Annotated in this window: 23 protein-coding genes, 1 tRNA gene and 4 pseudogenes; 16 read left to right on the top strand and 12 right to left on the bottom strand. The window is 49.3% G+C overall.

Annotation, left to right across the window (positions count from 1 at the left end; all coding sequences use genetic code 11):
* The first annotated feature begins 319 nt into the window (after positions 1-319).
* The 3 genes from GKO28_RS10775 to GKO28_RS10765 all read left to right on the top strand — a co-directional run bounded on the left by GKO28_RS10775 (position 320) and on the right by GKO28_RS10765 (position 2,832).
* The gene (locus GKO28_RS10775; RefSeq protein ID WP_182076255.1) at positions 320-1,753 is read left to right on the top strand and encodes an Ig-like domain-containing protein; all 1,434 of its coding nucleotides are present in this window, start codon (positions 320-322) and stop codon (positions 1,751-1,753) included.
* Complete coding sequence (locus GKO28_RS10770; RefSeq protein WP_182076254.1) at positions 1,722-2,399, top strand: hypothetical protein; 678 nt, start codon at positions 1,722-1,724, stop codon at positions 2,397-2,399. Before GKO28_RS10775 ends, GKO28_RS10770 begins: the two co-directional genes overlap by 32 nt.
* A 109-nt stretch (positions 2,400-2,508) precedes the next feature.
* On the top strand, positions 2,509-2,832 hold the full coding sequence (locus GKO28_RS10765; RefSeq protein ID WP_182076253.1) for a hypothetical protein: 324 nt from the start codon (positions 2,509-2,511) through the stop codon (positions 2,830-2,832).
* A gap of 358 nt (positions 2,833-3,190) precedes the next feature.
* Here the strand turns inward: GKO28_RS10765 and GKO28_RS10760 are convergent, their stop codons facing one another.
* Positions 3,191-3,853, bottom strand: a complete 663-nt coding sequence (locus GKO28_RS10760) for an FAD-dependent oxidoreductase (RefSeq protein ID WP_182076252.1) — start codon at positions 3,851-3,853, stop codon at positions 3,191-3,193.
* Positions 3,828-4,049, bottom strand: coding sequence for an FAD-dependent monooxygenase (locus GKO28_RS10755; protein WP_247646767.1), 222 nt, complete (start codon positions 4,047-4,049; stop codon positions 3,828-3,830). The genes GKO28_RS10760 and GKO28_RS10755 overlap by 26 nt, the downstream gene beginning before the upstream one ends.
* Positions 4,050-4,200: 151 nt before the next feature.
* Between GKO28_RS10755 and GKO28_RS19845 the strand changes: the two genes are divergently transcribed.
* The 3 genes from GKO28_RS19845 (at position 4,201) to GKO28_RS10745 (ending at position 6,391) form a co-directional block, all read left to right on the top strand.
* A complete protein-coding gene (locus tag GKO28_RS19845) occupies positions 4,201-4,470 on the top strand; it encodes a hypothetical protein (protein ID WP_247646489.1) in 270 nt (89 codons plus the stop codon).
* Between the two features lie 68 nt (positions 4,471-4,538).
* Positions 4,539-5,369, top strand: coding sequence for a class I SAM-dependent methyltransferase (locus GKO28_RS10750; RefSeq protein ID WP_247646488.1), 831 nt, complete (start codon positions 4,539-4,541; stop codon positions 5,367-5,369).
* A 236-nt stretch (positions 5,370-5,605) separates the two neighbouring features.
* Complete coding sequence (locus GKO28_RS10745) at positions 5,606-6,391, top strand: 1-acyl-sn-glycerol-3-phosphate acyltransferase (protein ID WP_203564100.1); 786 nt, start codon at positions 5,606-5,608, stop codon at positions 6,389-6,391.
* Positions 6,392-6,863: 472 nt separating this feature from the next.
* Here GKO28_RS10745 and GKO28_RS10740 read toward each other — a convergent pair whose 3' ends face one another.
* Entirely contained in the window at positions 6,864-8,258 is a 1,395-nt protein-coding gene (locus GKO28_RS10740) for an amino acid permease (protein ID WP_307838990.1), read from the bottom strand.
* A gap of 201 nt (positions 8,259-8,459) precedes the next feature.
* Here GKO28_RS10740 and GKO28_RS10735 point away from each other — a divergent pair.
* Both GKO28_RS10735 and GKO28_RS10730 read left to right on the top strand, forming a co-directional pair.
* Positions 8,460-9,774: pseudogene (locus GKO28_RS10735) on the top strand (Na+/H+ antiporter family protein).
* Positions 9,775-9,854: 80 nt separating this feature from the next.
* Positions 9,855-9,931: transfer RNA gene (locus tag GKO28_RS10730), tRNA-Met, on the top strand.
* 353 nt (positions 9,932-10,284) lie between these two features.
* Here GKO28_RS10730 and GKO28_RS10725 read toward each other — a convergent pair.
* Entirely contained in the window at positions 10,285-11,163 is an 879-nt protein-coding gene (locus tag GKO28_RS10725; protein WP_182076249.1) for an AraC family transcriptional regulator, read from the bottom strand.
* Positions 11,164-11,364: 201 nt separating this feature from the next.
* Here GKO28_RS10725 and GKO28_RS10720 point away from each other — a divergent pair, with 201 nt between their 5' ends.
* Positions 11,365-11,910: a carboxymuconolactone decarboxylase family protein gene (locus tag GKO28_RS10720; protein WP_182076248.1), complete on the top strand. Its 546-nt coding sequence runs from the start codon at positions 11,365-11,367 to the stop codon at positions 11,908-11,910.
* A gap of 118 nt (positions 11,911-12,028) precedes the next feature.
* On the top strand, positions 12,029-12,730 hold the full coding sequence (locus GKO28_RS10715) for a glutamine amidotransferase (protein ID WP_182076247.1): 702 nt from the start codon (positions 12,029-12,031) through the stop codon (positions 12,728-12,730).
* A 451-nt stretch (positions 12,731-13,181) separates the two neighbouring features.
* Here the strand turns inward: GKO28_RS10715 and ahpF are convergent.
* Positions 13,182-14,736: pseudogene (gene ahpF, locus GKO28_RS22825) on the bottom strand (alkyl hydroperoxide reductase subunit F).
* A 133-nt stretch (positions 14,737-14,869) separates the two neighbouring features.
* Complete coding sequence (ahpC, locus tag GKO28_RS10705) at positions 14,870-15,433, bottom strand: alkyl hydroperoxide reductase subunit C (protein ID WP_173533073.1); 564 nt, start codon at positions 15,431-15,433, stop codon at positions 14,870-14,872.
* Positions 15,434-15,889: 456 nt separating this feature from the next.
* Between ahpC and GKO28_RS10700 the strand changes: the two genes are divergently transcribed.
* The 6 genes and pseudogenes from GKO28_RS10700 (at position 15,890) to GKO28_RS10675 (ending at position 19,854) form a co-directional block, all read left to right on the top strand.
* Entirely contained in the window at positions 15,890-16,174 is a 285-nt protein-coding gene (locus GKO28_RS10700; protein ID WP_173533062.1) for a DnaJ domain-containing protein, read from the top strand.
* A complete protein-coding gene (locus tag GKO28_RS10695) occupies positions 16,171-16,734 on the top strand; it encodes a hypothetical protein (RefSeq protein ID WP_182076246.1) in 564 nt (187 codons plus the stop codon). Before GKO28_RS10700 ends, GKO28_RS10695 begins: the two co-directional genes overlap by 4 nt.
* An 80-nt stretch (positions 16,735-16,814) precedes the next feature.
* Positions 16,815-17,582, top strand: a complete 768-nt coding sequence (locus GKO28_RS10690; RefSeq protein WP_182076245.1) for a hypothetical protein — start codon at positions 16,815-16,817, stop codon at positions 17,580-17,582.
* A gap of 65 nt (positions 17,583-17,647) precedes the next feature.
* The gene (locus GKO28_RS10685) at positions 17,648-18,790 is read left to right on the top strand and encodes a hypothetical protein (RefSeq protein ID WP_182076244.1); all 1,143 of its coding nucleotides are present in this window, start codon (positions 17,648-17,650) and stop codon (positions 18,788-18,790) included.
* Positions 18,791-18,870: 80 nt separating this feature from the next.
* On the top strand, positions 18,871-19,485 hold the full coding sequence (locus tag GKO28_RS10680) for a LysE family translocator (protein WP_182076243.1): 615 nt from the start codon (positions 18,871-18,873) through the stop codon (positions 19,483-19,485).
* 29 nt (positions 19,486-19,514) lie between these two features.
* A pseudogene (locus GKO28_RS10675) lies at positions 19,515-19,854 on the top strand (FKBP-type peptidyl-prolyl cis-trans isomerase).
* 21 nt (positions 19,855-19,875) lie between these two features.
* Here GKO28_RS10675 and GKO28_RS10670 read toward each other — a convergent pair.
* From GKO28_RS10670 to GKO28_RS10645, 6 genes and pseudogenes are all read right to left on the bottom strand, one after another.
* Positions 19,876-20,478: a 2-hydroxychromene-2-carboxylate isomerase gene (locus GKO28_RS10670; protein WP_182076242.1), complete on the bottom strand. Its 603-nt coding sequence runs from the start codon at positions 20,476-20,478 to the stop codon at positions 19,876-19,878.
* Between the two features lie 182 nt (positions 20,479-20,660).
* Positions 20,661-22,094 carry a sulfate adenylyltransferase subunit CysN gene (cysN, locus tag GKO28_RS10665; protein WP_182076241.1) on the bottom strand — a complete coding sequence of 478 codons (1,434 nt, stop codon included), beginning with the start codon at positions 22,092-22,094 and terminating at the stop codon, positions 20,661-20,663.
* A gap of 127 nt (positions 22,095-22,221) precedes the next feature.
* Positions 22,222-23,150, bottom strand: a pseudogene (gene cysD, locus GKO28_RS10660) (sulfate adenylyltransferase subunit CysD).
* A gap of 275 nt (positions 23,151-23,425) precedes the next feature.
* Entirely contained in the window at positions 23,426-23,797 is a 372-nt protein-coding gene (rsfS, locus tag GKO28_RS10655; RefSeq protein WP_173533053.1) for a ribosome silencing factor, read from the bottom strand.
* 82 nt (positions 23,798-23,879) lie between these two features.
* Positions 23,880-24,500: a nicotinate-nucleotide adenylyltransferase gene (gene nadD, locus GKO28_RS10650; RefSeq protein WP_182077460.1), complete on the bottom strand. Its 621-nt coding sequence runs from the start codon at positions 24,498-24,500 to the stop codon at positions 23,880-23,882.
* A 98-nt stretch (positions 24,501-24,598) separates the two neighbouring features.
* Positions 24,599-24,799, bottom strand: coding sequence for a chorismate mutase (locus tag GKO28_RS10645; protein ID WP_203564099.1), 201 nt, complete (start codon positions 24,797-24,799; stop codon positions 24,599-24,601).
* Positions 24,800-24,801: the final 2 nt, after the last annotated feature.

Raw genomic sequence — 24,801 nt, 5'->3', positions numbered from 1 at the left:
TTCATAGAATAAATACGGGACGCCCAAAGGACGCCCCGCTATAGGTAATTGAATTGGCAGTGATTTTACCTGAAAAACCCCCACTCGTACGCACAAAGCCATTCGCTCACAGCAACACGCTGCTGAGTGTTTGATTTTTCACCGCAATCTCATACCGCAATCGGCGGCCAGACCCGCATGACAAATAGGTGTCACTTTTAGTAAAAGTAAGCGAAAAGCAACATTCAAACAGCATATCTTGCTTAAAATACATAAATTAAAAAATCAGTAGAAAGAAATCACTGATTTGCTTGTAAATAAATCGTAAAAGGCAAGACAAATGCACTCAACCCCTCGCAAAGCCCTTATTCATCTGGCCATTGTTGGCGCAATCGCCAGCACACTCACCGCCTGCGGCGGCGGCGGCCCCGGCGGTGCCGATCTAATTGCGGGAGGCAGTAATGGCGGAGGGGGGGGTGGCGCAACGCCGACACCCATTCCTGCTGTTGCTAAAATCGTTCTAACACCAACACAAGCCACCCTTGCCCTTGGCGAAACCATTCAAGTCACTGCGTTGGTCGTCGATGCCAATAACAGCCCGATTGCTGGCGCGGTAGTGAATTTTACAACCGATGTAACCTTAGGCTTGTTGAGCCCGAACGCGGGCCTGACTAACTCCGCCGGTCAAATGACGACCACACTCAGTGTGGCTAATATCAGCGCCAGTGGCAAAGTGGGTGAACTCATTGCCAGCGCCAAATATAAAGACGCTACTGGTACCGATCAAACCATTACCAATTCGATGGCGTATCAAATCGGCTCTTCCACATTAAAAATTGATAGCATGCTGGCTGGCCTAACCAGCATCAGTGCCAATGCCAATACCAGCGTAGAAGTGCTGGTCAGCGCCAATGGCAAGCCAATTTCCGGACAAACCGTTAATTTTTCATCGCAATGCGCGCAAGCCGGCAAAGCCACGATCGACGCAACAGCGCTCACCAATGCCAGCGGTAAAGCGATTGCTTCATTTACCGATAAAGGCTGCGCCAACACCGACACGATTACTGCAACACTATCAAACGGACAAAGCCAAAATGTAAAAGTCGTCATTGCACCGCCTACAGCAGCATCGCTTGCATTTAATGCAATTACCCCTGCTGATGGCGTAATTACCCTCAAGGGCTATGCCAGCGCCACCCGCCCTGATACTGCCCAAGTGCAATTCAAAGTGGTGGATGCCACCGGCGCACCGATTGCTGGGCAAGCGGTTACTTTTGCTTTAGATACATCAATCGGTGGTGTTGCTTTACTTAACGCTAACGCAGCCACTGGTCAGGTCACCGTAACCACCGACAGTAATGGCGTTGCAAATGCCACTGTAATTTCTGGCAAGCAACCGACGCCAATCCGCGTGACCGCCACAGCAGGAGCCTTAAGTAGTACCTCTGGAAAATTAGCGATTAGCTCGGGCTTCCCAGACCAAGACTCGATTTCATTAGCTGCGGATAAATATAATATCAATGGTTGGTACTATGATGGCACCGAAGCCAAAATTACCATGCGCTTTGCCGACCACTTTAATAACCCAGTACCCGATGGCACCGCGATTAATTTTATTACCGACGGTGGCCGTATTGGCACGGGCACCCAAGGTAGTTGCACTACGGTAGATAGCAGCTGCCAAATCACTTTAACTTCGCAAAATCCACGCCCAAGCAATGGTCGAGTTCATGTGCTGGCATATGCCATCGGCGAAGAAAGAAAGCTTTGTTGATAAAAATAATAATATTATTGCCGATCAAGATAGTGAGCTTGTCGACATTAATGGCAACTCAAGTGATATTGGTGAGGCTTTCTTAGATAAAAATGAAAATGGTATTTTCAATCTAGGTGTAGATCAATTAGTCGACTTCGATGGCAAAAATACTTACACTCCGGCGGATGGATTTCTGAGTTCGACTTTATGTGATCCAAATATTTATGCAAGATGCTCAAGCCAAAAGACACTGCATATTTTCCAACAAGCAACATTTATCTTCTCTAGCGACAATCCAAAAACGCCTGTGCTCAATCCTGCGGCGCCAGTTACTGGCACCTGCGGAACGAACAAAGATTACACCATCTATATCCCGGATGAAAAAGGCAATATCTTGCCAGCAGGTACGACGATCGCGATTGCAAGTACCAATGGGCAAGGTTCTGTGCTTTCTGGTACTAGCCATACCATTGGCTCATCTGCAATTGCGACCAATGCCGTCGTTTTAGGTCAAACCAATTTTGGATTTAAGCTTCAATTTGCTACAACTTGTCCTGCAACGCAAAATAGCGGTATTTTAACTGTCACGGTCACCACGCCTGCAGGCGGCGGGCAGGCAGCAAAAATCACCACCTTCCCGTATAACTACACCATAACGCCATAACGAATCGCAGTCACCCACCACTAAAGCCGCTGTTTTTCAGCGGCTTTTTATTAACGCCAAACCATACGGTACTGGTATTTGCTAACGCGACTTAACATCGACCAATCCCATGCAAACCATCCACCTCCACCCACTCGCACCCGCCAAACCCACTATGGGTGCGGTGTGTAATGGTTGCGGGGTGTGTTGCGCGGCGGAGCCTTGTCCGGTGGGGGTGTTGATTAGTCGCAAACGGCGCGGGCGGTGCGCGGCTTTGGTTTGGGATGAAGCGCAACATCGCTATTGGTGCGGTATGTTGCTGGAACCCGCGCGCTATTTACCAATCAATTGGCCTTGGCTCAATCGGCGCATTAGCCGCTGGGCGCAGCGCTCAATTGCGGCTGGGCTAGGCTGCGATTCGGACAGTGTTGTTGCCACTGAGCCGGATGCGTGAGCGCTGTTGGCCAATGAGGCGCTGATATTGTCTTCGCCAGCAAACGCCATCTGGCACGCTTTAACCAAGGACCTATCAAAAAATAAAGCGCGATATCTTCATACCAATACAGCTTTAAAAATCAAAACCTAACGCAAAGATGCCAAGAAATAACGAGTCAATGCAACGGATTTTTAAACCGAGGTCATCTGAAATAACTGTTTTTGCTTTTCTCTGCGTCTCTGCGTCAAAAGTTGTTAAGTCTATTAAACACGGTATATTCATACCGACTTTATGATGCAAAGCCTACATAAATATACCTATAAAAAACTCAAGCACAGCTCGCCAAGGCTAAATCGGTGCAGAGTCTACTGCGCCTTCAGTCACCCGATAACGCGTGATCGATTTGCTTGGCCACCACGGCGGCTTGCCCTTGGGTGAGTAAAATATTGGGGTAGCTTGGGCCAGTCATATCGCCCAGAATAAACACATCGCGGCTGATTTGCTGCTCTGGCCCATACAATACCGGAAAGTCCGTGACGACTGTTGATGGCTGATAGCCGTAATACACTGCGGCATAATCGTAAGACTCACCGAATAACTCCACCCCGCTGGCGCTGACATGCAAAGGCAAAGCATCGCCATGCACCCGAAAATCAATCTGCGAGGCGCGCAATTGCTGCGCCAATACCGCCGATGCGCGTAATGCGTGCCGTACCAGCATCACCACCGAGCAGCCCATCTCTTGCAAAATCAGCGCGTGCTCTGCGGCATTATCGCCACCGCCTAACACCAACACCCGATCTCCAGTTTGTAGATGAGCAATTTTTTGTAATCCCGGCCCAACAATCACCCGCTCAGACTGAGCAAACGGCGAAACTGGCGCTGCGCCACAGGCAAACACCAGCTTTTTGGCCACCATAGCGCGCCCATTACTGAGCTGACAGCGCCAAGCTGGATCAATCTGATTTCGCTGAATCTGCGTTAATTCACAACTGAGCTCGCAGTGCGATGTATCAATACCCGCCACAATGGCGGCCATATAATCGCGCCCTGACACCGCAGGCCAACCCGGAATCCATTTCAAAAACATATTGGCTGTGCGCCAAAGGGCCGCCCAAATACGCTTCGCGCTCAACAATGCGCCAACTGCGCCCCAGCCCAGTCAGCCATTGCGCCAACGTTAACCCACCAACGCCGCCGCCAATAATCAATACATCTACGCAGTGATCAGTCATCACGGTTTAAATTTTTCCCCATGTGCTTATGCTTTTATTTAACGGCCATTCATGCCAACACTAGCGCTGTTTCGTGCCGACGATTGCTTCGGTACGCCATGCAGCAACAATGCTAAAATCGGCGACACCTTTCTATTTGATCGACTTCGCCATGAATCAATTGCAATTACCCGTGCCATCGAGCGACGCGCTCGAAGCCAGCCAAGCCTTGTGTCAGCATATTGCCGAAGCGATTAACGACCACGACGGCTGGATTTCTTTTGCCGACTTTATGCGCTTGGCGATGTACACCCCGGCGCTGGGTTATTACAGCGGCGGCGCGACCAAATTTGGTGGCGCCGGCGACTTTGTCACCGCACCGGAAATTTCGCCTTTTTTTTGGTGCCACGGTGGCGGCGACTTTGGCGCATGTGCTCGATGAACTCGGCCAAGCATCCGCCAGTGTGTTAGAAAGTCGGCGCAGGTACTGGTCAACTGGCGGCGCAAATTTTGCAAGAACTCGAACGCCGCAATGCCTTACCCGTACACTATGCCATCTTGGAGCTTTCTGGCCAATTACGCGAGCGTCAGCGTCAAACTTTGCTTACTTTAGTACCACATTTAATCGATCGCGTGCAGTGGCTTGATGCGCTGCCCGAGGATTTTGTTGGCGTGATGATCGGCAATGAGGTGCTCGACGCCATGCCATGCGAGCTAGTGCAACTGGCCGATGGGCAATGGCAACAACGCGGCGTCATCCTCGGCGAGCAAGGCTTTGCCATGCAAAATCGGCCGATTCAATCCGCGCAGCTGGCCGCAGCTTGCGAGCCTTTGCCTACCATTGCCAACTACACCAGCGAAATTCACCTCGAAGCACAAGGCTTTATCGCCGCACTTGGACAAAGCTTACAGCGCGGTATGATCATACTGATTGATTATGGGTTCCCGCAGCGCGAGTATTACCACCCTGAACGCAGTATGGGCACGCTGATTGGCCATTATCGCCACCACACCATTCACGACCCGTTCTTTTACCCTGGCCTCACCGACATTACCTGTCATATTGATTTTACGGCGATGTATACCGCTGCAGAAGCCAGTGGACTTAGCCTAGATGGCTATACCACTCAGGCCAGCTATTTGCTCGACGCCGGCATTCTCGACTTCGCCCAACAACTGCCCACCACCAGCATCGACTATATGAAAAGCGTCGCAGCGATTCAAAAACTCACCACCCATGCCGAAATGGGCGAGATTTTTAAAGTCATCGCTTTTTCTAAAGGCCTTACTGGCGACACCGCCCCCGGTTTACGCGGGCGCGATCGCTCTGGCGAGCTCTAAAAATCCGCACGCCCCGCCGCAGCGTGGGGCGTAGCTTGCGGCGCTTGCTATCGCTAAACCGCAGCCAAAACCACACACAAAATCAGATAAATCCGCTTTACCCCCCAGCACAATACTGAAGCTCACGCAGTTGGTGTATGTTGATGCCCGCGTAAGCAATACGCGCCGCAAACACCAATGCCACGCCAATTGAACAAGGGTAAGTCGGGATGAGAACTTGGTTGAGAATCCATCGATTGCAGCAATTTGTCCGGCATGTGATTTACGGCATGCTGATGGTGCGCTTTCAGTTTCCTCGGATCAATCACGCAGCGCGACTGAATAAAACCCAAATTTGGTCGCAACAATTGGCGCAAAAACTCGGCTTCACCCTCAAAGTCTTTGGCCAAGCCACCCCGCTACACCCCGCCAATCATCTACTGCTGGCCAATCACATTTCATGGTTTGATATTTTTGCCATCAATAGCATTACCGTCGCCCGTTTTGTCGCCCGATCCGACGTGCAAACTTGGCCGGTCATCGGCATGTTGTGCCAAGGCGCTGGCACGGTGTTTATTGATCGCAGCAAAACCCGCGACACCCAACGCGTCAACGCCAGCATCAGCACCGCACTCAACAATCAAGAATGCATCGCTTTTTTCCCCGAAGGCACCACCAGCGACGGCCAAGCAATCCGCCCATTCAAAGCCTCGCTCATCCAAAGCGCTTTTGAAACCAACGCCACCATCCAACCGATCTACCTGCGCTACACCAACGCCGCCGGTCAATATGTCAGCGACGCCGCCTACATCGACGACATGAGCATCGCCGACTCGCTGTGGCAAATCACCGGCGCGCAGCAACTGTGTATCGAACTCCATTTTCTGACGCCATTAAAGCCCGAAGGACGAGATCGACGCAGCCTCAACAAAGAGGTCGAAGCCATGATCCGCGCTAAACATGACAGCTTGCAGGCGACTGGCGCTTCGCAGCAACCGGCCTGCGCGCAAGGTGTGGATGAGGCGGTAGCTTCGACGATGTGAGGGGTAGTTGTTGGGTATAGCCTGCGGGGCTTTTTAGCGCAAAGGCTGCAAGTAAATACACCACCATCGTAGGGCGGGTTAGCCTTTAAGCGTAAGCCGCCAATTTGAATCAGTCGCGATAAAATTAGCTCCCCATCCGCGTGCGCAAAATTTGCGCACCCTACATGGCTACGATGCTGCAGGGTGGAATAAACGCAGTGCATTCCACCTTGACCGCAACGATCCGGTGGAATGCGCGGAGCTTATTCCACCACACAAAGGCAATGTATTTAATTGCAGCCCACAAGCTACATACCATTGCAGGCAATACCCATACCCACATGATTCAGATGTTGCGCCTTGTTTTTTTGCCCAAAAAAATAGCCCCGACCTGCGGGGCTATTTCTGCATTTGCTGGCGAGATTAATCGCGCTGGCTGTCTAAATCCATTTTTTCATACGTGATAAATTTCGTTTTGTTTTTGTAGCGATAGCTAAGCCAAATTACAAAAAAACAACGGAATCCCGATATAGGTCGCAGTAACGCTACCCCAATCAATGGTTCCGGCCATAAAGGCTTGGTAGTTTTGACCGAGCATAATCACCATACACAAGGCAAAGGCAAACATCGGGCCAAAGGGGTAAAACTTCGAGCGATACGGCAAATCGTTGATGTCACGGCCTTGCAAGATATACGCTTTACGGAAGCGATAATGGCAAATCGCAATCCCGAGCCAAGCAATAAAGCCGGTCATCCCTGAGGTGCTCAATAGCCATAAATACACGGTTTTTTCACCGAATACCGAGGCAAAAAAGCACAACATGGCCACCAAAGTCGTCGCGTACAAAGCATTACGTGGCACGCCATTGCTCGATAATTTAGCGAACATTTTTGGCGCTTTGCCTTCCGAAGCCAATGAATACAACATGCGGCTTGAGGCATACATGCCTGAGTTACCGGCCGATAAAATCGCCGTTAAAATCACCGCATTCATCACGCTAGCAGCAAAGGCAATGCCGGCATTTTGAAACACCAAGGTAAATGGGCTAACGCCAACATTGGCCAAATCGCTTTTAAGCAAATTCGGGTCAGTGTAGGGAATCAACATGCCGATGACGAAAATCGCCAATACATAAAACAACAGAATGCGCCAAAACACTTGCTTGATCGCACGCGGAATGTTTTTTTGCGGGTTTTCTGATTCGCCAGCGGCAATACCAACTAATTCAGTGCCTTGGAATGAGAACCCAGCAATCATCGCTACCCCGAGCATGGCGGGGAAACCCCCGACAAAAGGACCGTCGCCCATGGTGAAGTTTTCAAAACCCACGCTGTGTGTGTGCCGCTTAAGATGCCAAAAATCATCAACACCCGTGACAATAAAAATCACCACGGTGACGACTTTAATCAGCGAGAACCAAAACTCAGCTTCACCAAAGCCTTTTACCGAGAGGTAATTGAGCGAAAACATCAGCGCCAAAAATAAGGCACTCCACATCAGGCCTGAGCTTTCTGGAAACCAAAATTTCATCACCATGCTGGCTGCCGCCAATTCAACGGCGATGGTCACCGCCCAGTTGTACCAGTAGTTCCAACCAAGGGCAAAGCCAAAACCGGGCTCAACAAATTTAGCCCCGTAAGTTGAAAACGACCCTGAAACCGGCATATAGGCGGCCATTTCGGCCAAGCTGGTCATCAAAAAATACACCATCAAGCCAATCACGGCGTAAGCAGCCAAAGCGCCACCAGCGCCCGCTTGGGCCACCGTCGCGCCCGAGGCAACAAATAATCCAGTTCCAATCGAGCCACCAATGGCAATCATGGAAAGATGACGAACACGCAAATTGCGTTTGAGGTGGGGTGCCGTCTGTGCTTCCTCTGCGATCATGCTAAATCCTTTGAACATAAAACGGGGGAGCAAAACCAATCTTCACCCCCAAGGGGACAAGATGGTATCAGCTCAGATCGATTCCTAATACCCATAAAATCCCATATACGCAATCAAGCGAAACATCAATTGATGATTTTTCTCTAAACAATTTCCCTCATCTACAGGTAAAGTGGCATCTTTTTGACCAAGTTTTTACTTATGAATGCCGTTTTAATTGCAGTAACACTGATGCTCGCGCTCTCATTGAGCCGCATTCATGTGGTGGTCAGCATCCTAATCAGTGCTGTGGTCGGGGGTTTGGTCGGAGGTTTGGAATTAAGTAAAACCATCGCCGCATTCAATAGTGGCCTCGGTGGTGGCGCAGGGATTGCGCTGTCTTACGCGCTGCTGGGCGCTTTTGCCTTGGCGCTGGCCGAATCAGGTTTACCGCACGCGATGGCCGATGGCTTGGCCAAATTAAGTGCCAAGAGCAGCAATACCCGCGTGTTAAATGGGGCATTGTGCTGGCTGTTTTGGCGCTGGCAATTTCGTCGCAAAATATTTTACCGATTCATATCGCGTTTATTCCGCTGGTGATTCCGCCGCTACTATTTACGCTGGCGACATTTAAAGTCGACCGCCGTTTATTGGCCTGCGTGATGACATTTGGTTTGATTACGCCGTATATGTTGTTCCCTGTTGGCTTTGGTGAGATTTTCTTAACCCAAATTTTATTGGGCAGCATTACCAAATCAGGCTTAGATGTCACCCACGTGAATGTGATGCACGCAATGGCGCTACCCGCATTGGGGATGCTGTTTGGTTTGCTCACTGCCGTGTTTGTCACTTACCGCAAACCGCGCCAATACAATATGGACGTACTCAAAGCGGTTGAACGCGAAGACAGTCGCTACACGCGTCGCTCATTGAGCGTGGCGGTGCTGGCAATGGTGACGACCTTTATCGTGCAACTGTGCGTCGATTCGATGCTGCTCGGCGCGCGCTGGCAGGCTTTACCGTCTGTGTACTTGGTGGCGCAGTGCCTTGGCGACAAGCTGATAGTGTCTTTAGTGAAGGCATGAAAATGATGGCCGGCATTGGCCTGATTATGATTGCGGCTTCCGGCATGGCCGAAGTCCTGAAAGCCACGGGCGATGTGGCCAGCTTGGTGACGCAATCGGCGGATCTAATCGGCAATAGCAAAGCACTGGCAGCGTTTTTGATGCTGTTGGTCGGTTTGATCGTGACCTTGGGCATCGGTTCTTCATTCTCGACGGTACCTATCCTCGCCACCATCTACGTACCACTCGCGATGCAGCTCGGCTTTAGCCCAGAAGCAATTGTTTGCTTAGTCGGTACAGCAGGCGCATTGGGTGACGCTGGTTCGCCAGCATCCGATTCAACGCTAGGCCCGACCGCCGGTTTGAATGTGGATGGTCAGCACAACCATATTTGGGATACTTCGGTACCGACTTTCTTGCATTTCAACCTGCCATTAATGGCTTTTGGTTGGGTTGCGGTGATGGTTTTATAAATATTTTGCGTTTTATCTGATTATTTATAAAAAAGGGCTTGCCAAGATTAAATTCATCGGTGATAATAGCGCCCTCTCTTGGCTATGTAGCTCAGTTGGTTAGAGCACAGCACTCATAATGCTGGGGTCGCAGGTTCGAGTCCCGCCATAGCCACCAGTTATCATTCTCTGGCTAGCACAGAGAATTCAAAAGCCCCGTCAATCTTAGGATTACGGGGTTTTTTGTTGTCTGCTCAATATTGATCACTAAGGTATTGCCAGCTATCTCAATAAAATAGCTTATTACAAGCATATACCTGTATATACAACCAAATCTAGGTTGAATATCAATACGGCATCCGCGCTCGGAGCAAGGCTTGCAAATCACGCCAAGCACAGCAAACCCCACATTGATCGCTTGCCAAACGAATTAGCGAAAAATCCATTCACTCATAGCCAGCTCAGAGCTTGAATACATTCTCTCTGAACTGTCGCTCGGCATTTCGTGCATCCACTGCACTCAAATCTATCTCAAACCTCTGGGCTCTGATGCTGTGCCAGCCAAGCCCTTGGCGACAAACCAATTCGTTGCGCAAAAACCCGCGACAGCGCCGACGAATTGGCATAACCCAAATTTGATGCAATCAATTTCACCGCATAGCCTTGTCGCAGCTGCTTCTTTGCCAGCGCCATGCGCCAGTCAGTGAGGTATTCAGCTGGCGCCACCCCGACAACCCTTTTAAAGCGGCTGGCAAAGGCACTGCGAGACAAACTGGCTCGCTCAGCCAGCTCTGCTAACGTCCAAGGCAACTGTGGATTGTCATGAATGGCAGTGAGCGCATACGCCAATTGTGGATCAGCCAAGCCCGACGCCAAACCAATCGCCACACCCCCTTCTGCACCATGATCGAGTAGCCAGCGCAGCAACTGCAGCAGCACAACGTCAAATAGACGATCTGCGATCAATTTTTGCCCGCACCGCACTTGATCGACCTCCTGAAACAATAGCTCGAGCGCCCCAGCCAAACTCGGCACCTTAGATAGCGGTAGCACAATGAGTGCTGGCAATGCCCGCACCAGAGGATGCGTCACTCCGCCTTCAAAAGACACCGTCGCGCAGGTAAAGTCGGCGCCATTTCGCGGCGCATTGTGAAACTGATGCGCCAATGGCTGAGGATAAAACAGCAGCGTAGGCTCAACAATCTCAATGCGCGATTGCACTCCTGAATTTTTGTGGTGCGTCACCACCACGCCACCTTTGCGCAGCACATGAAAAAAACCTCGCCCAGTCTGCACCTCAAAACGATGAACGCCACACAGCATCCCCGTGTGAAAAAGGCTAGCAGATACTTGAAAACGCTCCAGCAGCGAGGACAGTCGATCTAAAGGGGGTCGTGAATCAATCGGCATGTGTACGAATAGATATGTTGTTGATACGGTTAGATACCAATAGTACACGGCAACGGAGCAAACTGCCCTCAGTGCATCTTTGCACCGTTTGACGAACTAGAAGGTATTCAAAGTGACCTCTAGTGCTAATCACAACCGGACAAGGTCAATCATTAGCTCGTCGATATCAATCGATTATCGATTTACGAAAAGGAAATCATCATGCCCCGTGTACAACTCATTAACGCTGCCGAAACCACAGCCAACCGCCAAGTTTTGTTAGCGCAGATTCAGCAGGCTTTTGGTGCTACGCCCAATATGTTTAAAGCCGTTGCCAACTCGCCCGCAGCACTCACCAGTATGTGGGGTTCATTTGCGGCCTTAGGGGCCGGTGTATTGGGAGCAAAACTCGGCGAGCAGATTGCCGTCGCGATTGCCAACCAGAATCGTTGTGAATACTGCTTAGCGGCGCATACGGTACTTGGCAAAAACGCCGGCGTGAGCGCCGATGAATTACAGGCCGCCCAAGCTGGCCAATCAAACGATGCGAAAACTGCAGCGGCATTGGCGTTTGCCTTAAAGGTCGTCAAAAACCGCGCACAGCTATCCAATAACGATATCAGCGAATTACGTGCCGCTGGTTTTGACGATGAACATATCGTCGAAATCCTCGCGCATATTGCGCTGAATATTTTTACCAATTATGTGAATGTCGCTTTTGAGGTGCCGGTGGACTTTCCGCTAGTGGCGTTAAATCCTGTCGATTGATCGATTGCGAGGCGTTTGGTGCAACACGACCCAACGCCTCGCAACCATTAGCGAATGCGCGATACTGGGTAATGAGCATCAACAGCCGTGCACTATCAACAAGCGAGCGGAGCATCCTATGCAATGTATTGCCATACGACACCTGCAGTTTGAAGACCTTGGTATCTTTGCTGAGGTTTTAATCGAGCAAGGTTTTGACATCACATATATCGACGCGGGAATGGCGCAATTTGATCTCAGCACATGCCATGCCGCAGACCTCGTGATTATCTTAGGCGGACCAATTGGCGTCTATGAGGCCTCAATATATCCGTGGCTCACCGCCGAAATTGAGTATGTAGCGCAGCGAATACGCCAGAACTTGCCGGTGCTTGGTATTTGCTTGGGCGCGCAAATCATTGCCGCAGCACTTGGGGCGGCGGTTTATCCCGGTAAAGCGAAAGAAATTGCTTGGTCGCCATTGCAATTGGCTCAGGCGGCAGAAAATTCATTTCTGAGCGCATTAGCGCACGTCGATGTGCTGCATTGGCACGGCGACACCTTTGATTTGCCCCTTGGCGCCACCTTGCTGGCGTCAACAGCGCTCACACCGCATCAGGCGTTTTCTTATGGCGCGCACACCTTGGCATTGCAATTTCATGCTGAAGCGCATGGGGATAAAATGGAGCCATGGCTCATTGGCCATACCGTCGAGCTACACCTTGCTGGCGTTGATATTCCCAAGCTACGTGCAAGTGGAAAACACAATGCTCTAAGCAAAGCCTCCGCCGGGAAAAACATGCTCCGCCAATGGTTGCGCCAGATTGGGCTGACTGAATAAACCAGCCAACCCGATTTACGTATTGGCTTAAGCTCAGAACAAAATCGCGCAAGTTTGAGGGGTTTGAGCGTGCGAACAGCTTGCTCTGCTTTCACCTACCAGACTAGGGTCTGTTGACGTTTGGTTTTCGGTCGCTGCTTACGCGATTTTCGCGGCAGATCAAGGCATTTTATGCGACTAATAACCCGTTATTCGAGCATGAAATAACGCAGAGATGCCGCGAAAAGCGCCCAGCCCTTAGGGTATTGCCAGTTATCGCTTCTAAATTAAACCCTACAGCCCTATACCATTAAGTAAGCAAAGACGTTTGGCAAAGCAATTACACCGCAAACCGTGCCCGCCACACCACTAAGTCAAATAGCCATACCAGCAAGTTTTGCCAGCTGACTTTCATCGCCCATAAAAAAACGAGGCGCTTGGCCTCGTTTTTTACGTCATTTTAATCTCGCGATTAATGCCCGCTGCGAATCAGGTGATCAAACGCTGATAACGAGGCTTTAGCGCCTTCGCCCATGGCGATAATGATTTGTTTAAATGGCACGGTGGTCACATCACCGGCGGCAAACACCCCTGGCACCGAAGTTTGGCCGCGCGCATCAACGATGATTTCACCGCTTGGGCTTAAATCGACCACACCTTTTAACCAATCGGTATTAGGCAACAAACCAATCTGTACAAAGATGCCTTCTAGCTCAATGCTACGCGCTTCACCAGACGCACGATCAGTGTAATTGAGCGCAGTGACTTTTTCGCCATTGCCGATCACGGCCGTGGTTTGCGCTTGCGTCAAAATCGTTACATTCGGCAGGCTACGCAATTTGTTTTGCAATACCGCATCAGCGCGCATTTGTTCGCCAAACTCAAGCAAGGTCACATGACTCACAATCCCTGCCAAATCAATCGCCGCTTCGACGCCGGAATTGCCGCCACCAATTACCGCCACGCGCTTGCCTTTAAACAATGGGCCATCGCAATGCGGGCAGTACGCCACACCACGACCACGGTATTCTTGCTGCTCGCCCGGCACATTCATTTCACGCCAGCGCGCACCGGTCGACAAAATCACGCTGCGACTTTGCAATTTTGCGCCGTTGGCCAATTCAATCTCAATCAAATCGCCTGGGGTTAATTTGCTTGCGCGTTGCAAATTCATAATGTCCACTTCGTATTCGCGAACATGGTTTTCTAAGGCACTGGCCAATTTCGGGCCTTCGGTGGCTTTAACCGAAATAAAATTCTCTCATGCCCATGGTATCGAGCACTTGGCCGCCAAAACGCTCAGCAACCACGCCAGTACGAATCCCTTTACGAGCGGCATATACCGCAGCAGAAGCGCCTGCTGGGCCACCACCGACGACCAACACATCAAACGCTGCTTTGGCATTGATGTCTTGCGCGGCACGCTCACCACTGCGGGTATCGAGCTTGGCCACGATTTCTTCAACCGTCATCCGACCTTGACCAAAAGGCTGATCGTTCAGCAACACGGTCGGCACCGCCATCACGCGCTGCTGCTCAGCAACATAATCTTGATACAAAGCACCATCGACCATGGTGTGGGTAATCGCCGGATTAAGTACCGCCATTAAATTCAAGGCTTGCACAACATCAGGGCAGTTGTGGCAAGACAAAGAAATAAACGACACAAAATTCAATGGACCTGGCAATGATTTGATCGATGCAATCGTTGCCTCATCCACGCGTGGCGGATGACCACCGACTTGCAATAAAGCCAAGACCAAAGAAGTAAATTCATGCCCCAATGGAATACCGGCAAAATGCACGCGCGGCGCATCGCCAAGGCGAGCAATGGCAAACGATGGGCGCAAGGCGGCAACGCCATCCATACGCACTGTGACTTTAGAATTTAAAGCGGCGATTTCTTGCAACAAAGTGGCCATTTCATTGGCGGCAGCAGTTTGATCTAATGAAGCAATCAATTCGATCGGATATTGTAGTTTTTCGAGATAGCCCTGCAATTGGGCGCTAATTTGAGCATCGAGCATGGGGATTCTCCGGTTGAATTTCACTGATCAAGTGCAACTTGATCACTGAAATCCATGCCGCCTGTGGCGGCACGGATTAACAGACTGATCTAAATACTTAGATCGCTAAAGCAGAGGGTTTACAGCGCAGGACTTAGATCTTGCCAACCAAATCCAAAGACGGCTTCAAAGTGTCTTCGCCTGGTGTCCATTTAGCTGGGCAAACTTCACCCGGATGGCTGGCAACGTATTGCGCTGCTTGTACTTTGCGCAGCAATTCTTTGGCATCACGACCGATACCCAAGTCATGAATTTCAGCCACTTTGATCTCGCCTTCTGGGTTGATCACGAACGTGCCGCGCAATGCCAAGCCTTCTTCTTCGATCATCACGTCAAAGTTACGAGTAATCGTACCTGTTGGATCACCGATCATTGGGTAGTTGATTTTTTTGATGGTGTCAGACGCATCGTGCCAAGCTTTGTGAGTGAAGTGGGTATCAGTCGATACTGAGTACACTTCAACACCCATTTTTTGGAATTCTGGGTATACATCAGCCAAGTCGCCTAACTCAGTTGGGCAAACAAAAGTAAAGTCAGCAGGGTAAAAGAAAACCACTGACCACTTACCTTTTAGCGCTTCATCGCTAACAGGAACAAATTTGCCTTCGTGGTAAGCAGTTGCTTTGAAAGGTTTGATAACAGTATTGATAATGGCCATGGTGTAACTCCTTGTGAACAGCGTTGTGTGTAATTGACAGGAGCTATTCTAGCCACAATGTGTCGATAGTTAAAATGAAATATTTACATCGACTCGTTAGTTTTTTTATATCGCAAATCAATTACAGCAGATCAGCAAAGCCATCAAAACCGCCCGCGAAAGCGGTGAGCTTGAAAAAGCCTACGCCAAAATCCATAAACCCTAACAAGATTGGCAGCCTTGAGCTAACAATCCAACAGGCATTGATTTCATGGCGATGGGGTGAGTTAAAATCTGCTATAATTGCGCCCACTTGTTGCTATATTTTGAGCTGGGTTCACTCGATAGCACCTAGGCGAGCTGACTTATTTCTCTCGTTTAGCTCTCCCAGTCATCAAGCTAAAAGTCCGCTTCGCAAGAAGTGGGCTTTTTGTTTGCTAGTTCACAAGATCACCCTCTTCACAATGAGGATACTGGATGTCTTTACATGATCACTATGCTCGGCTTGGCGTTCAGCCTAATGCCAGCATCGAGCAGATTAAATCGGCCTACCGCAGAAATGCGACTAAATTTCATCCCGATAGAAATCCGGCCCCTGATGCCGCTGCGCGATTTAGAGAAATCCAAGTCGCCTATGAAGTGCTTTCCGATAGCGAAAAACGTAAAGCTTACGATGATTATCGTCAGCGCAGCTTAATTGATGATCCTTTGGCTGTTGCCCAAGAGATTACTGCCAAATATCTACAAGGTTTGTTTCAGTGAATATATCGCCCTTTTTTGCCGAATTAATTCCCGTTTATGACGCGGAACTTGATGACTTAATGACCGACTCAGAAGGTCGCCCAGCGCTAAAAAAACGCCTGAATGAAAAACGCCAACAATTTACGCATCTATTGCCGATGATTGAATTCAGCCCTGAAATGGTGGCGGTGGTTTTCTACAATGCATTTAGCTTTACTTCGCCGGCAATGCTGAAAGCACTGATCGCCAGTGAGCCCGATGGCGATGATTTTATCTCTTGGGATCAATTGCAAGACAACCTCACTATTGCCGATTGGGCGCAGCAATACACGACAGCAGCCATTGATGCCGATGGTGGTGAGCAATTTTTAGTCATTGCTGCGGCATTGGAATATTTGCGAATCAAAGGCGGCCACTACAGCAGCGCGCCAGAGAGCCATGCCGAGTCTGAATCCATTGACGATGATCATGATGTTTACAATTCAGACGACGATGGTGGACAGATGGGTGATTTAGACGCATCAGGTGCATCTTGGTTATCAGAACAAGGTTTTGAATCGCACGAATCAGAGAGTAAATAAGTGGCCGCAATCGGCACCGACCAGAGTCGGTTGACCATTGGCTCTTGCTACCGAAATTCAACGCTGCAAAAGGACTGATCATGCATCCAGCAATTATCAATGCCTCACAACTTATTTTGGTCGGCGATATTTTAGGCGCCGAAAAAGTGCTGTCCGATATTGCCGATCAACACGGCGATACGGCGCTGATGCAAATTTTAGGGGATGTTGCGCCCAAAGATTTGCTGGCGATTATGCGCGAATATGATTCATCCAAAGAATCTTTACTGAGCATGATGGTCACGCCCGAGCAATTTGCCCGCGCAGTGGTTCTTGATAAGCAATATGGCGAGCGCAATAAAGACAAAATGCGCGGCATGATGAATGCGGTAATCTATAAAAATCCCGATTTAACCAGCGAATATCTCGAGCCGATTTTTAAAGAAGCCGGTGGCGTTGAAACGATGGCGGATTATTTTTATGGCCGTTTAGAAGACGTGCTCAATTTTGTGATGCACGCCAGCAATACCACGACACCGCTGCCATTTTTGTCGGATGATGGCGATAGTACCAGCGATGAAATTCGCGAGTTCTTTAATGTGTTTCATTCCTTGGAACATATTTTTGATAAAACCAATTGGAGCTATACCCGCTCAGAAGTCGCAGACAACGACTGGAAAGAAACCATTTGGCTGTTATTTCACGAGCTACCCGATGAATTTGAATTACTCATCGGCGAATTACAAGGCCGTGTTTTGATGCAAGCGATGCACAATGAGCGCCGCAGCAAACCGATTAGTGATAGCGCACTCGAAAGCCTCATGCAGGCGATTAGCAAAACGGATGATGCTGAGGAATCGGCAATTTAATATGACAATAAGCACGACCATCACCGCGTTTGACTCACGCCGCTTTTTTGATAAAGCCTTTGTATATGGCGTTTCAGCACGGCATCATCAGTGCTGAACGGCAAACGACGATTCAAGCCGATTTAGCCAAGGGCATGGTGCAGATTGCCAATTATTTTGGCACTGCTTACCTGCGCCCTGATCTAGAGCTAGCGATTATCCGCATCACCAATTTAATCAGCATTTACCTCGAAGACCATGCTCAAGGTGATGTGCAAATTGGCGCGCAGTCTTTGCAAAATAACTCGCTGTTATCGCACTCGAAACAAGGCGCCGATATGCTGCGCCGCCTGCACGCCATGCCTAAAGAAACCTTGCTACTACAGCATGGCCCAGCGTCTAGCGACGAGCAGCAATCATTTTTAAATGAAATGAGCGGTGAAACGCAAATTTCATGGCCTGACTACCAAGCTCAATTAGCACGTGGGCAAGCGATTCAAAACCTGCTGGATTTAGGCTTTTGGCTAGCCAAAAAACTGCAATTAGCTAGCGAAGAAATTTGCGATGCCGAGCAACTGATCAACACCGCGATGCTGTTGATTTTAGCGCCTAAAGCCGCGATTAAACTGCCCAAACGCAGTGAATTTGATGCTTTGATTAAAGCGATAAAACCAAAAAAAGTCAGCGAAAATCCTGAGCGTTTCGCATTATTTTTTAGCGATGCACCGAAAAAAATCGAGCAAACCGCCCAAAAAGAAATGGCGCGATTTATCGCCCAAGAATGGCCAAAAATTCGCAATAATAGTTTCAATCTTGCCCATTATTATTTGAAAGGCGGCATTGATGCGATTAGCGAATACGATGAAGCCATTGCCAAAAACTGGCAGCGCATTAGCCATAACGATGACAATAGCGTGATTGCCACGTTGTTTTTATTGGTCGCCACTGGTCAACCGGTTAAATCTGCCATGCTCAAACGCGAAGCCACCGCCATGGTGCAAGCGCTGCGTGAGCATGGCCTGAACGACGCCGCTGTGATTGAATTTATCGAGCACAATGTGCCGGTTGAATTACGCGAAGAATTGACCGATTTTTGGCTTAATGATTTAAAAGAAGACGCAGACACTGCTCTCGCTAATAAAGACCCAGAGTTTCCGGATCTGTATATGGAACGCGCATTTAAATATCTGCAAAACAACTGCAACACCACTTGGAAAGGCCGCAGCTAAATTGCCATGTTCATATAGGTATCTGGCCATGCGCTTTATTTTAAATAGGCTATAGAGCAATACCTAAAGGATTTGACGATATGTCTTTGCAGATTTGGCTGGCATTTATTGCCACAACGTGTTTTATCTCGGCGACGCCTGGGCCAAATATGTTGTTAATGATTAGCCATGGTGCCCGCTATGGCTGGCGGGCAACAACGGCGACGATGGCAGGAACGATTGTCGGTTTGACCTTGCTACTGAGTGCATCGGCGATGGGCGTCAGCACCATTTTAGCCGCATCAGCAATGCTATTCACCGCGCTAAAAATAGTCGGTGCCTTGTATTTACTGTATTTAGGCTATCAATGCTGGAATGCAGGCAGCCAACTGTCGCTGCCAAACGCCAACGCCGATACTGCACCCGCCCGCTTTCGAACCGGTCTGACTATCGCCCTATCTAATCCCAAAGCGATTTTATTTGCCGGTGCTTTTTTGCCGCAGTTTATTAACCCCAGTTTGCCGCAAGGCCCACAATGGCTGATTTTACTCAGTAGCTTTTTTGTTATTGAGCTCAGTTGGCAACTGATTTATGCCTTGGGTGGGATGTCACTGGCGCGCTGGTTAGCCAGCGGCCAAAGAATTAAAGCGTTTAATCGCAGCTGTGCACTGGCTTTTTTTGCTGTAGGTGGTGCTTTAGCCTTCGCCAAACGTTAATTTTTTATCCACTTTATGATTCAAAAACGATGACCACAGAACTCATTATCGAAGACCTCGTCGTCGGCGATGGCAAGGCCGCTGTCAAAGGCGCGTTGATTACCACCCATTACACTGGCACTTTGCTTGACGGCACGGTGTTTGATTCGTCACACCTTAAGGGTCGACCATTTCAATGCGTGATTGGGACTGGGCGAGTCATTAAAGGCTGGGATCAAGGGCTGATGGGGATGCAAGTCGGTGGCAAGCGAAAGTTATTCGTCCCCCGCGCATTTGGCCTATGGCGAGCGGCAAATTGGCGAGCATATCAAGCCCAATTCTGATTTGTATTTTGAAATTGAATTATTAGAAGTGTTAACACGCGACTAAGCCGCATCTGCGGCGGCAGCGTTAGTATGGGCCAGTAGCCAGCCAGCGCTCGAGTTGCGGCAAACGATCATTACCCCAAAAGCGCTCGCCCCCCACCATAAAAAAAGGCGAGCCAAAGACTCCGCGCGCCTCAGCCATATCGACTTCAGCCTTCACCCGAGCACGGCTGCTTGGATTACTGCAAGCCTCGTGGAATTCTTCTGTTGAAATATCCACTTGGCTTGCCAGCGCTTGCAACTCTTCTAAGATGGCGATGTTTTTGTTTTCGACAAAATAAGCCTTGAGCACCAAGCTAGCAAAAGCGGTTCCTTGCTGCGGATCTCGATCGTGTATGGTATGAAACAGCCGTGCTGCTTGCTCAGTATTCACGCCGACTAAAGAAGGAGTGTGATAAGCAATGCCATAATAAGCCGCCAAACGCTGGGCATCGCGCTTAATATAATCGGTTCGCGTCATATTGCCGGCCATTTTCATTCGCTCAAGCGATTGAAAATTATCATTTAAGACAATCGCATGCCAATGACTAGAGCGGCCGTATTTTTCAGCGAGGGGATCGATCAATTGCGAAGCGATATAACCGTATGGCGAAGAAAAATCAAAATAAAAATCAATGGCCAGCGACATCTTTAGTATTCCTATTATTGGCGCGTCAGCGGGTAAACTCATGGCCTTAGTTTAGATGCAGAATCAAAATTCGGTAAGCTTTCGCTCGCAATTAAATCATCATTAACACATCGGTGCTTTAAATCAGCGCCCATAAAAAAACCCCGCAACTTCGCGGGTTTAGTTTTGCGGCTTTAATGCCCTTACTTCAGCAAGTCCAAAATATCTTTTGCGCCCCAATGCGGGAAATGTTTGCGAACCAGCACATTCAAATCAGCTTCAAAGGCACGTAAGCGCGTCAATTCATCGACTTCTTCACCTACCGCTGCCGTTGCTGGCGCGTGGATCATGCCGGCGGCCGACGTCGCGTTGCTTAAGCGGTCGATGATGATCAAATTGCCGGTGCCACGGCATTCGCGGTAGGTATCAAACGCAATCGGCGCAGTCAAATCAATACGCACCAAACCAATCTCATTGAGTTTCAGTTCTTGCACGTTCAGATGATCAAGGCTATTCACGTCGATACGATACTGGATGGAGGTAACGCGCCCGAAGCATTGTTTACCGCCGAGCTTGACCATATACTCCTTGCCAACCACCAACGGCGCCTCGTTCATCCACACCAAATGCGCGTCAAATGCACTGCCAACATGCGGCTGCGCGTCTTGGGCGCGAACAATCATATCGCCGCGAGAAATGTCGATTTCGTCTTCCAGCGTCAAGGTAATCGCTTGACCTGAATATGCAGCCGGCTGCTCGCCTTCATACGTGACAATCGCTTTAACTTTCGATTTTTTGCCTGATGGCAGCGCAATGATTTCATCGCCGGGCAACACGTGACCAGCGGCAATCGTGCCGCAGAAGCCACGGAAATCGAGGTTCGGGCGATTCACGTATTGCACTGGCAAACGGAACGCGTCGAGCTTGGCGTGTTTATTGATTTGCACGGATTCGAGCAAGCCCATCAAAGTTTGGCCTTCGTACCATGGCGTTTTATCCGATTCATTCACAACGTTATCGCCGCGCAGCGCCGACAATGGCACGAATTCGATGTCTTCAATCGCCAAATCTTTGGCAAAATCCAGATATTGCGCACGGATTTCGTTGTAACGCGCTTCACTGAACTCCACCAAGTCCATCTTGTTGACGGCAACGATGACTTGCTTGATACCAAGTAAGGACACAATAAAGCTATGGCGACGCGTTTGCGTTTGCACGCCATAACGCGCATCGATCAAGATAATCGCGAGGTCAGACGTTGACGCGCCGGTCGCCATATTGCGCGTGTATTGCTCGTGACCTGGGCAATCGGCGATGATGAATTTGCGTTTTTCAGTACTGAAATAACGGTAAGCCACATCAATGGTAATGCCCTGCTCGCGCTCGGCTTGTAAGCCGTCGACCAGCAACGCCAAGTCGATTTCTTGGTCTGTCGTGTTAAATTTTTGACTGTCTTTTTGAATCGCCGCGAGGTGATCTTCAAAAATCAGTTTTGAGTCGTGCAGCAAGCGACCGATCAAAGTCGATTTACCGTCATCCACATTGCCGCAAGTAATAAAACGCAGCATGTCTTTGTTTTCGTGTTGCTTCAAATACGCCAAGATATCGCTGGCGATCAGTTCTGATTGATTTGACATTTTAAAACCTTAAATCTTTTGAACCACAGAGACGCAGAGGCACAGAGAAAACCTCTTTAATCACTTTCCAACCACCTGAAGCACTTGACTTAAAACTCTGTGTCTCTGTGCCTCTGTGGTGACGATTTTAAAAGTAGCCTTCCATTTTTTTCTTTTCCATCGAGCCACTCGAATCATGGTCAATGGCGCGGCCTTGGCGCTCAGAAGTCGTCGCCAGCAGCATTTCCTGAATCACTTCAGGCAAAGTCGTCGCTGTAGATTCCACGGCACCGGTCAATGGATAACAGCCCAAGGTACGGAAACGCACCCATTTCTTGGTGACTGTCGCTTTTTGCTCTGGCGTTAGATATTGCAAAATACGCTCATCGTCAATCATGATTAGCGAGCCGTTGTATTCAACGACTTCGCGCTCTTCTGACAAATACAGCGGCACGATCTCGATGTTTTCCATGTAGATGTATTGCCAGATGTCGAGCTCAGTCCAATTCGAAATCGGGAATACGCGAATCGATTCGCCTTTGTCGACCTTCGAGTTGTAGATATTCCACAACTCTGGACGTTGATTTTTTGGATCCCAACGATGGTTTTTATCGCGGAATGAATACACACGCTCTTTAGCGCGAGATTTTTCTTCATCACGACGCGCGCGCCACCAAATGCTGCGTCAAAACCGTATTTGTTTAAAGCTTGTTTTAAACCTTCGGTTTTCATCACATCGGTATGCTTGGCCGAGCCGGCAGTAAATGGATTGATGCCAGCAGCCACACCTGCTTCATTCACATGGCGAATCAAATTCCAGCCATCAGCGATTTGTTTATCGCGCAGCTTATACATTTCTTGGAATTTCCACGTGGTGTCCACATGCATCAACGGAAACGGAGGTTTGCCCGGCGCAAAGGCTTTTTTAGCTAAATGCAGCATCACGGCAGAATCTTTGCCAATGGAATACAGCATGACGGGATTTTCAAATTCAGCGGCCACCTCACGAATGATGTGGATCGATTCGGCTTCAAGCTGCTTTAAGTGCGTCAGCCTTGCTTCGGACAAAGTATTCATAGCGCCTACAATCAAGATGATCTGGGAATGGATGAACTGTACGGAATATTAAGCGAATAAAAAAGATCATTTGCTTATATAGATATAATGCCGGATCCGCATCAATGGCATAACTCAATTTCGCGCAGCGTCGTTCGCTAAGTCGTACTGAATGTACGGCCTACAGCGGCGACACTTTCTGATCAAACTTTTGCGCAGAGTCGGCCTGCGTCTGAACCACGCAGGCGAAAAAAAAAGGCGAGTCCAGCAAAGCTGAAACTCACCTTATGCAGTGATTAAACTGCTGACCAAGCTTTACCCATTGGGTTAAAGGTTGGTTTTTGACCGCCCCATAATTGCTCAAGGTCATAATAATCACGAACTGCAGGCAACATCACATGCACAATCAAACTACCGGCATCAACCAATACCCAATCGCCAGTCTCTTCACCTTCGGTGCTGAGGATTTCATAGCCTTTGGCTTTCAATTCAACGGCCACATTATTAGCCAAAGCGCGAACTTGACGGTTTGATTCACCGGTAGCAACGATCATGCAATCGAATAAATCAGTCAGTGTAGTGGTATCCAAAACTTGGATTTCTTTACCTTTAATATCTTCAAGCGCCAAAACGGCGATATCACGCATTGCGTCGACGTATTCTGTCATTGTATTTCCTTGTAAAAGCTTCATCGCCACCGCCGAAGCTGATTTTTAACCCAATCAGCCACTTACGGCGCAGCATTATAATTTAACGATAAAGCCCACTTTGATCTAACAGGTCGAACACGGGGGTGAGCGCTGAAACATCTTCCCCACGTGATAATAAATCACGCACTTGCGTCGACGAGATAGGCATAAGCGGGCTGGATAATAAACTGATTTTACCCCGAGACAGTGTATTGGTGTTGGCTATTACGTGCCGACTGGCAAATTCTTCTGCTAAATCAGGGCTTAAGCGTGAATTTTCCACGTCAATATCAAACTCTGGCCGCGCTGCGATCAGTAAATGCCCCAAATCCAATAATTCACGCCAAGCATGCCACGTTGGTAAATGCTGCCAAGAATCAGCCCCAATCAACCAAACCAGCAAGGCTTGCGGGTTTTCTGCTTGAATTTCGCGCAACGTATCAAAAGTGTAACAATAGCCTACTCGGCGAACTTCTCGATCATCGGCCAGCAAACCGGCTTCACCAGCAATCGCCGCCCGCACCCACGCCAAACGCTGCGCGGGTGACGCGGGTGACATCGGGCGATGCGGCGGTAAACCTGTGGGGATTAAACGTACTTCATTGAGCTGCAATTGATCGCGCATACAGCGCGCCAAAGCCAAGTGCCCATAATGAATGGGATCAAACGTACCACCAAAAATGCCCGATTTTTTGCATACTTAAATTCAATCAGCACTGCTGATGCTGGATAACGACTTCATCCAAAATCAAACGCTGCAATCGCAGCGCCCAGTCGGGATCAAGGCAAGTTTCGCTCGCCAAACGCTGTATTTTTTGCAATTGCGCCGATTCGCGTGCCAAGTCTTGCGCCGGAAGTTGGAATTGTTTTTTTTAATTCCCCGACCTGTGCGGTAACTTGAAAACGCTCGGCCAGCAGCACAAACAATTGCTGGTCGAGCGCGTCGATTTGCTCGCGCAGTGCGATTAGCTCAGCGGGCACGC

The sequence above is a fragment of the Deefgea sp. CFH1-16 genome (genome assembly GCF_016881365.1).
Classification (GTDB): Bacteria; Pseudomonadota; Gammaproteobacteria; order Burkholderiales; family Chitinibacteraceae; genus Deefgea.
Note: the sequence above shows the minus strand (reverse complement) of the source record. Positions and strands in the feature narration are given on the sequence as shown.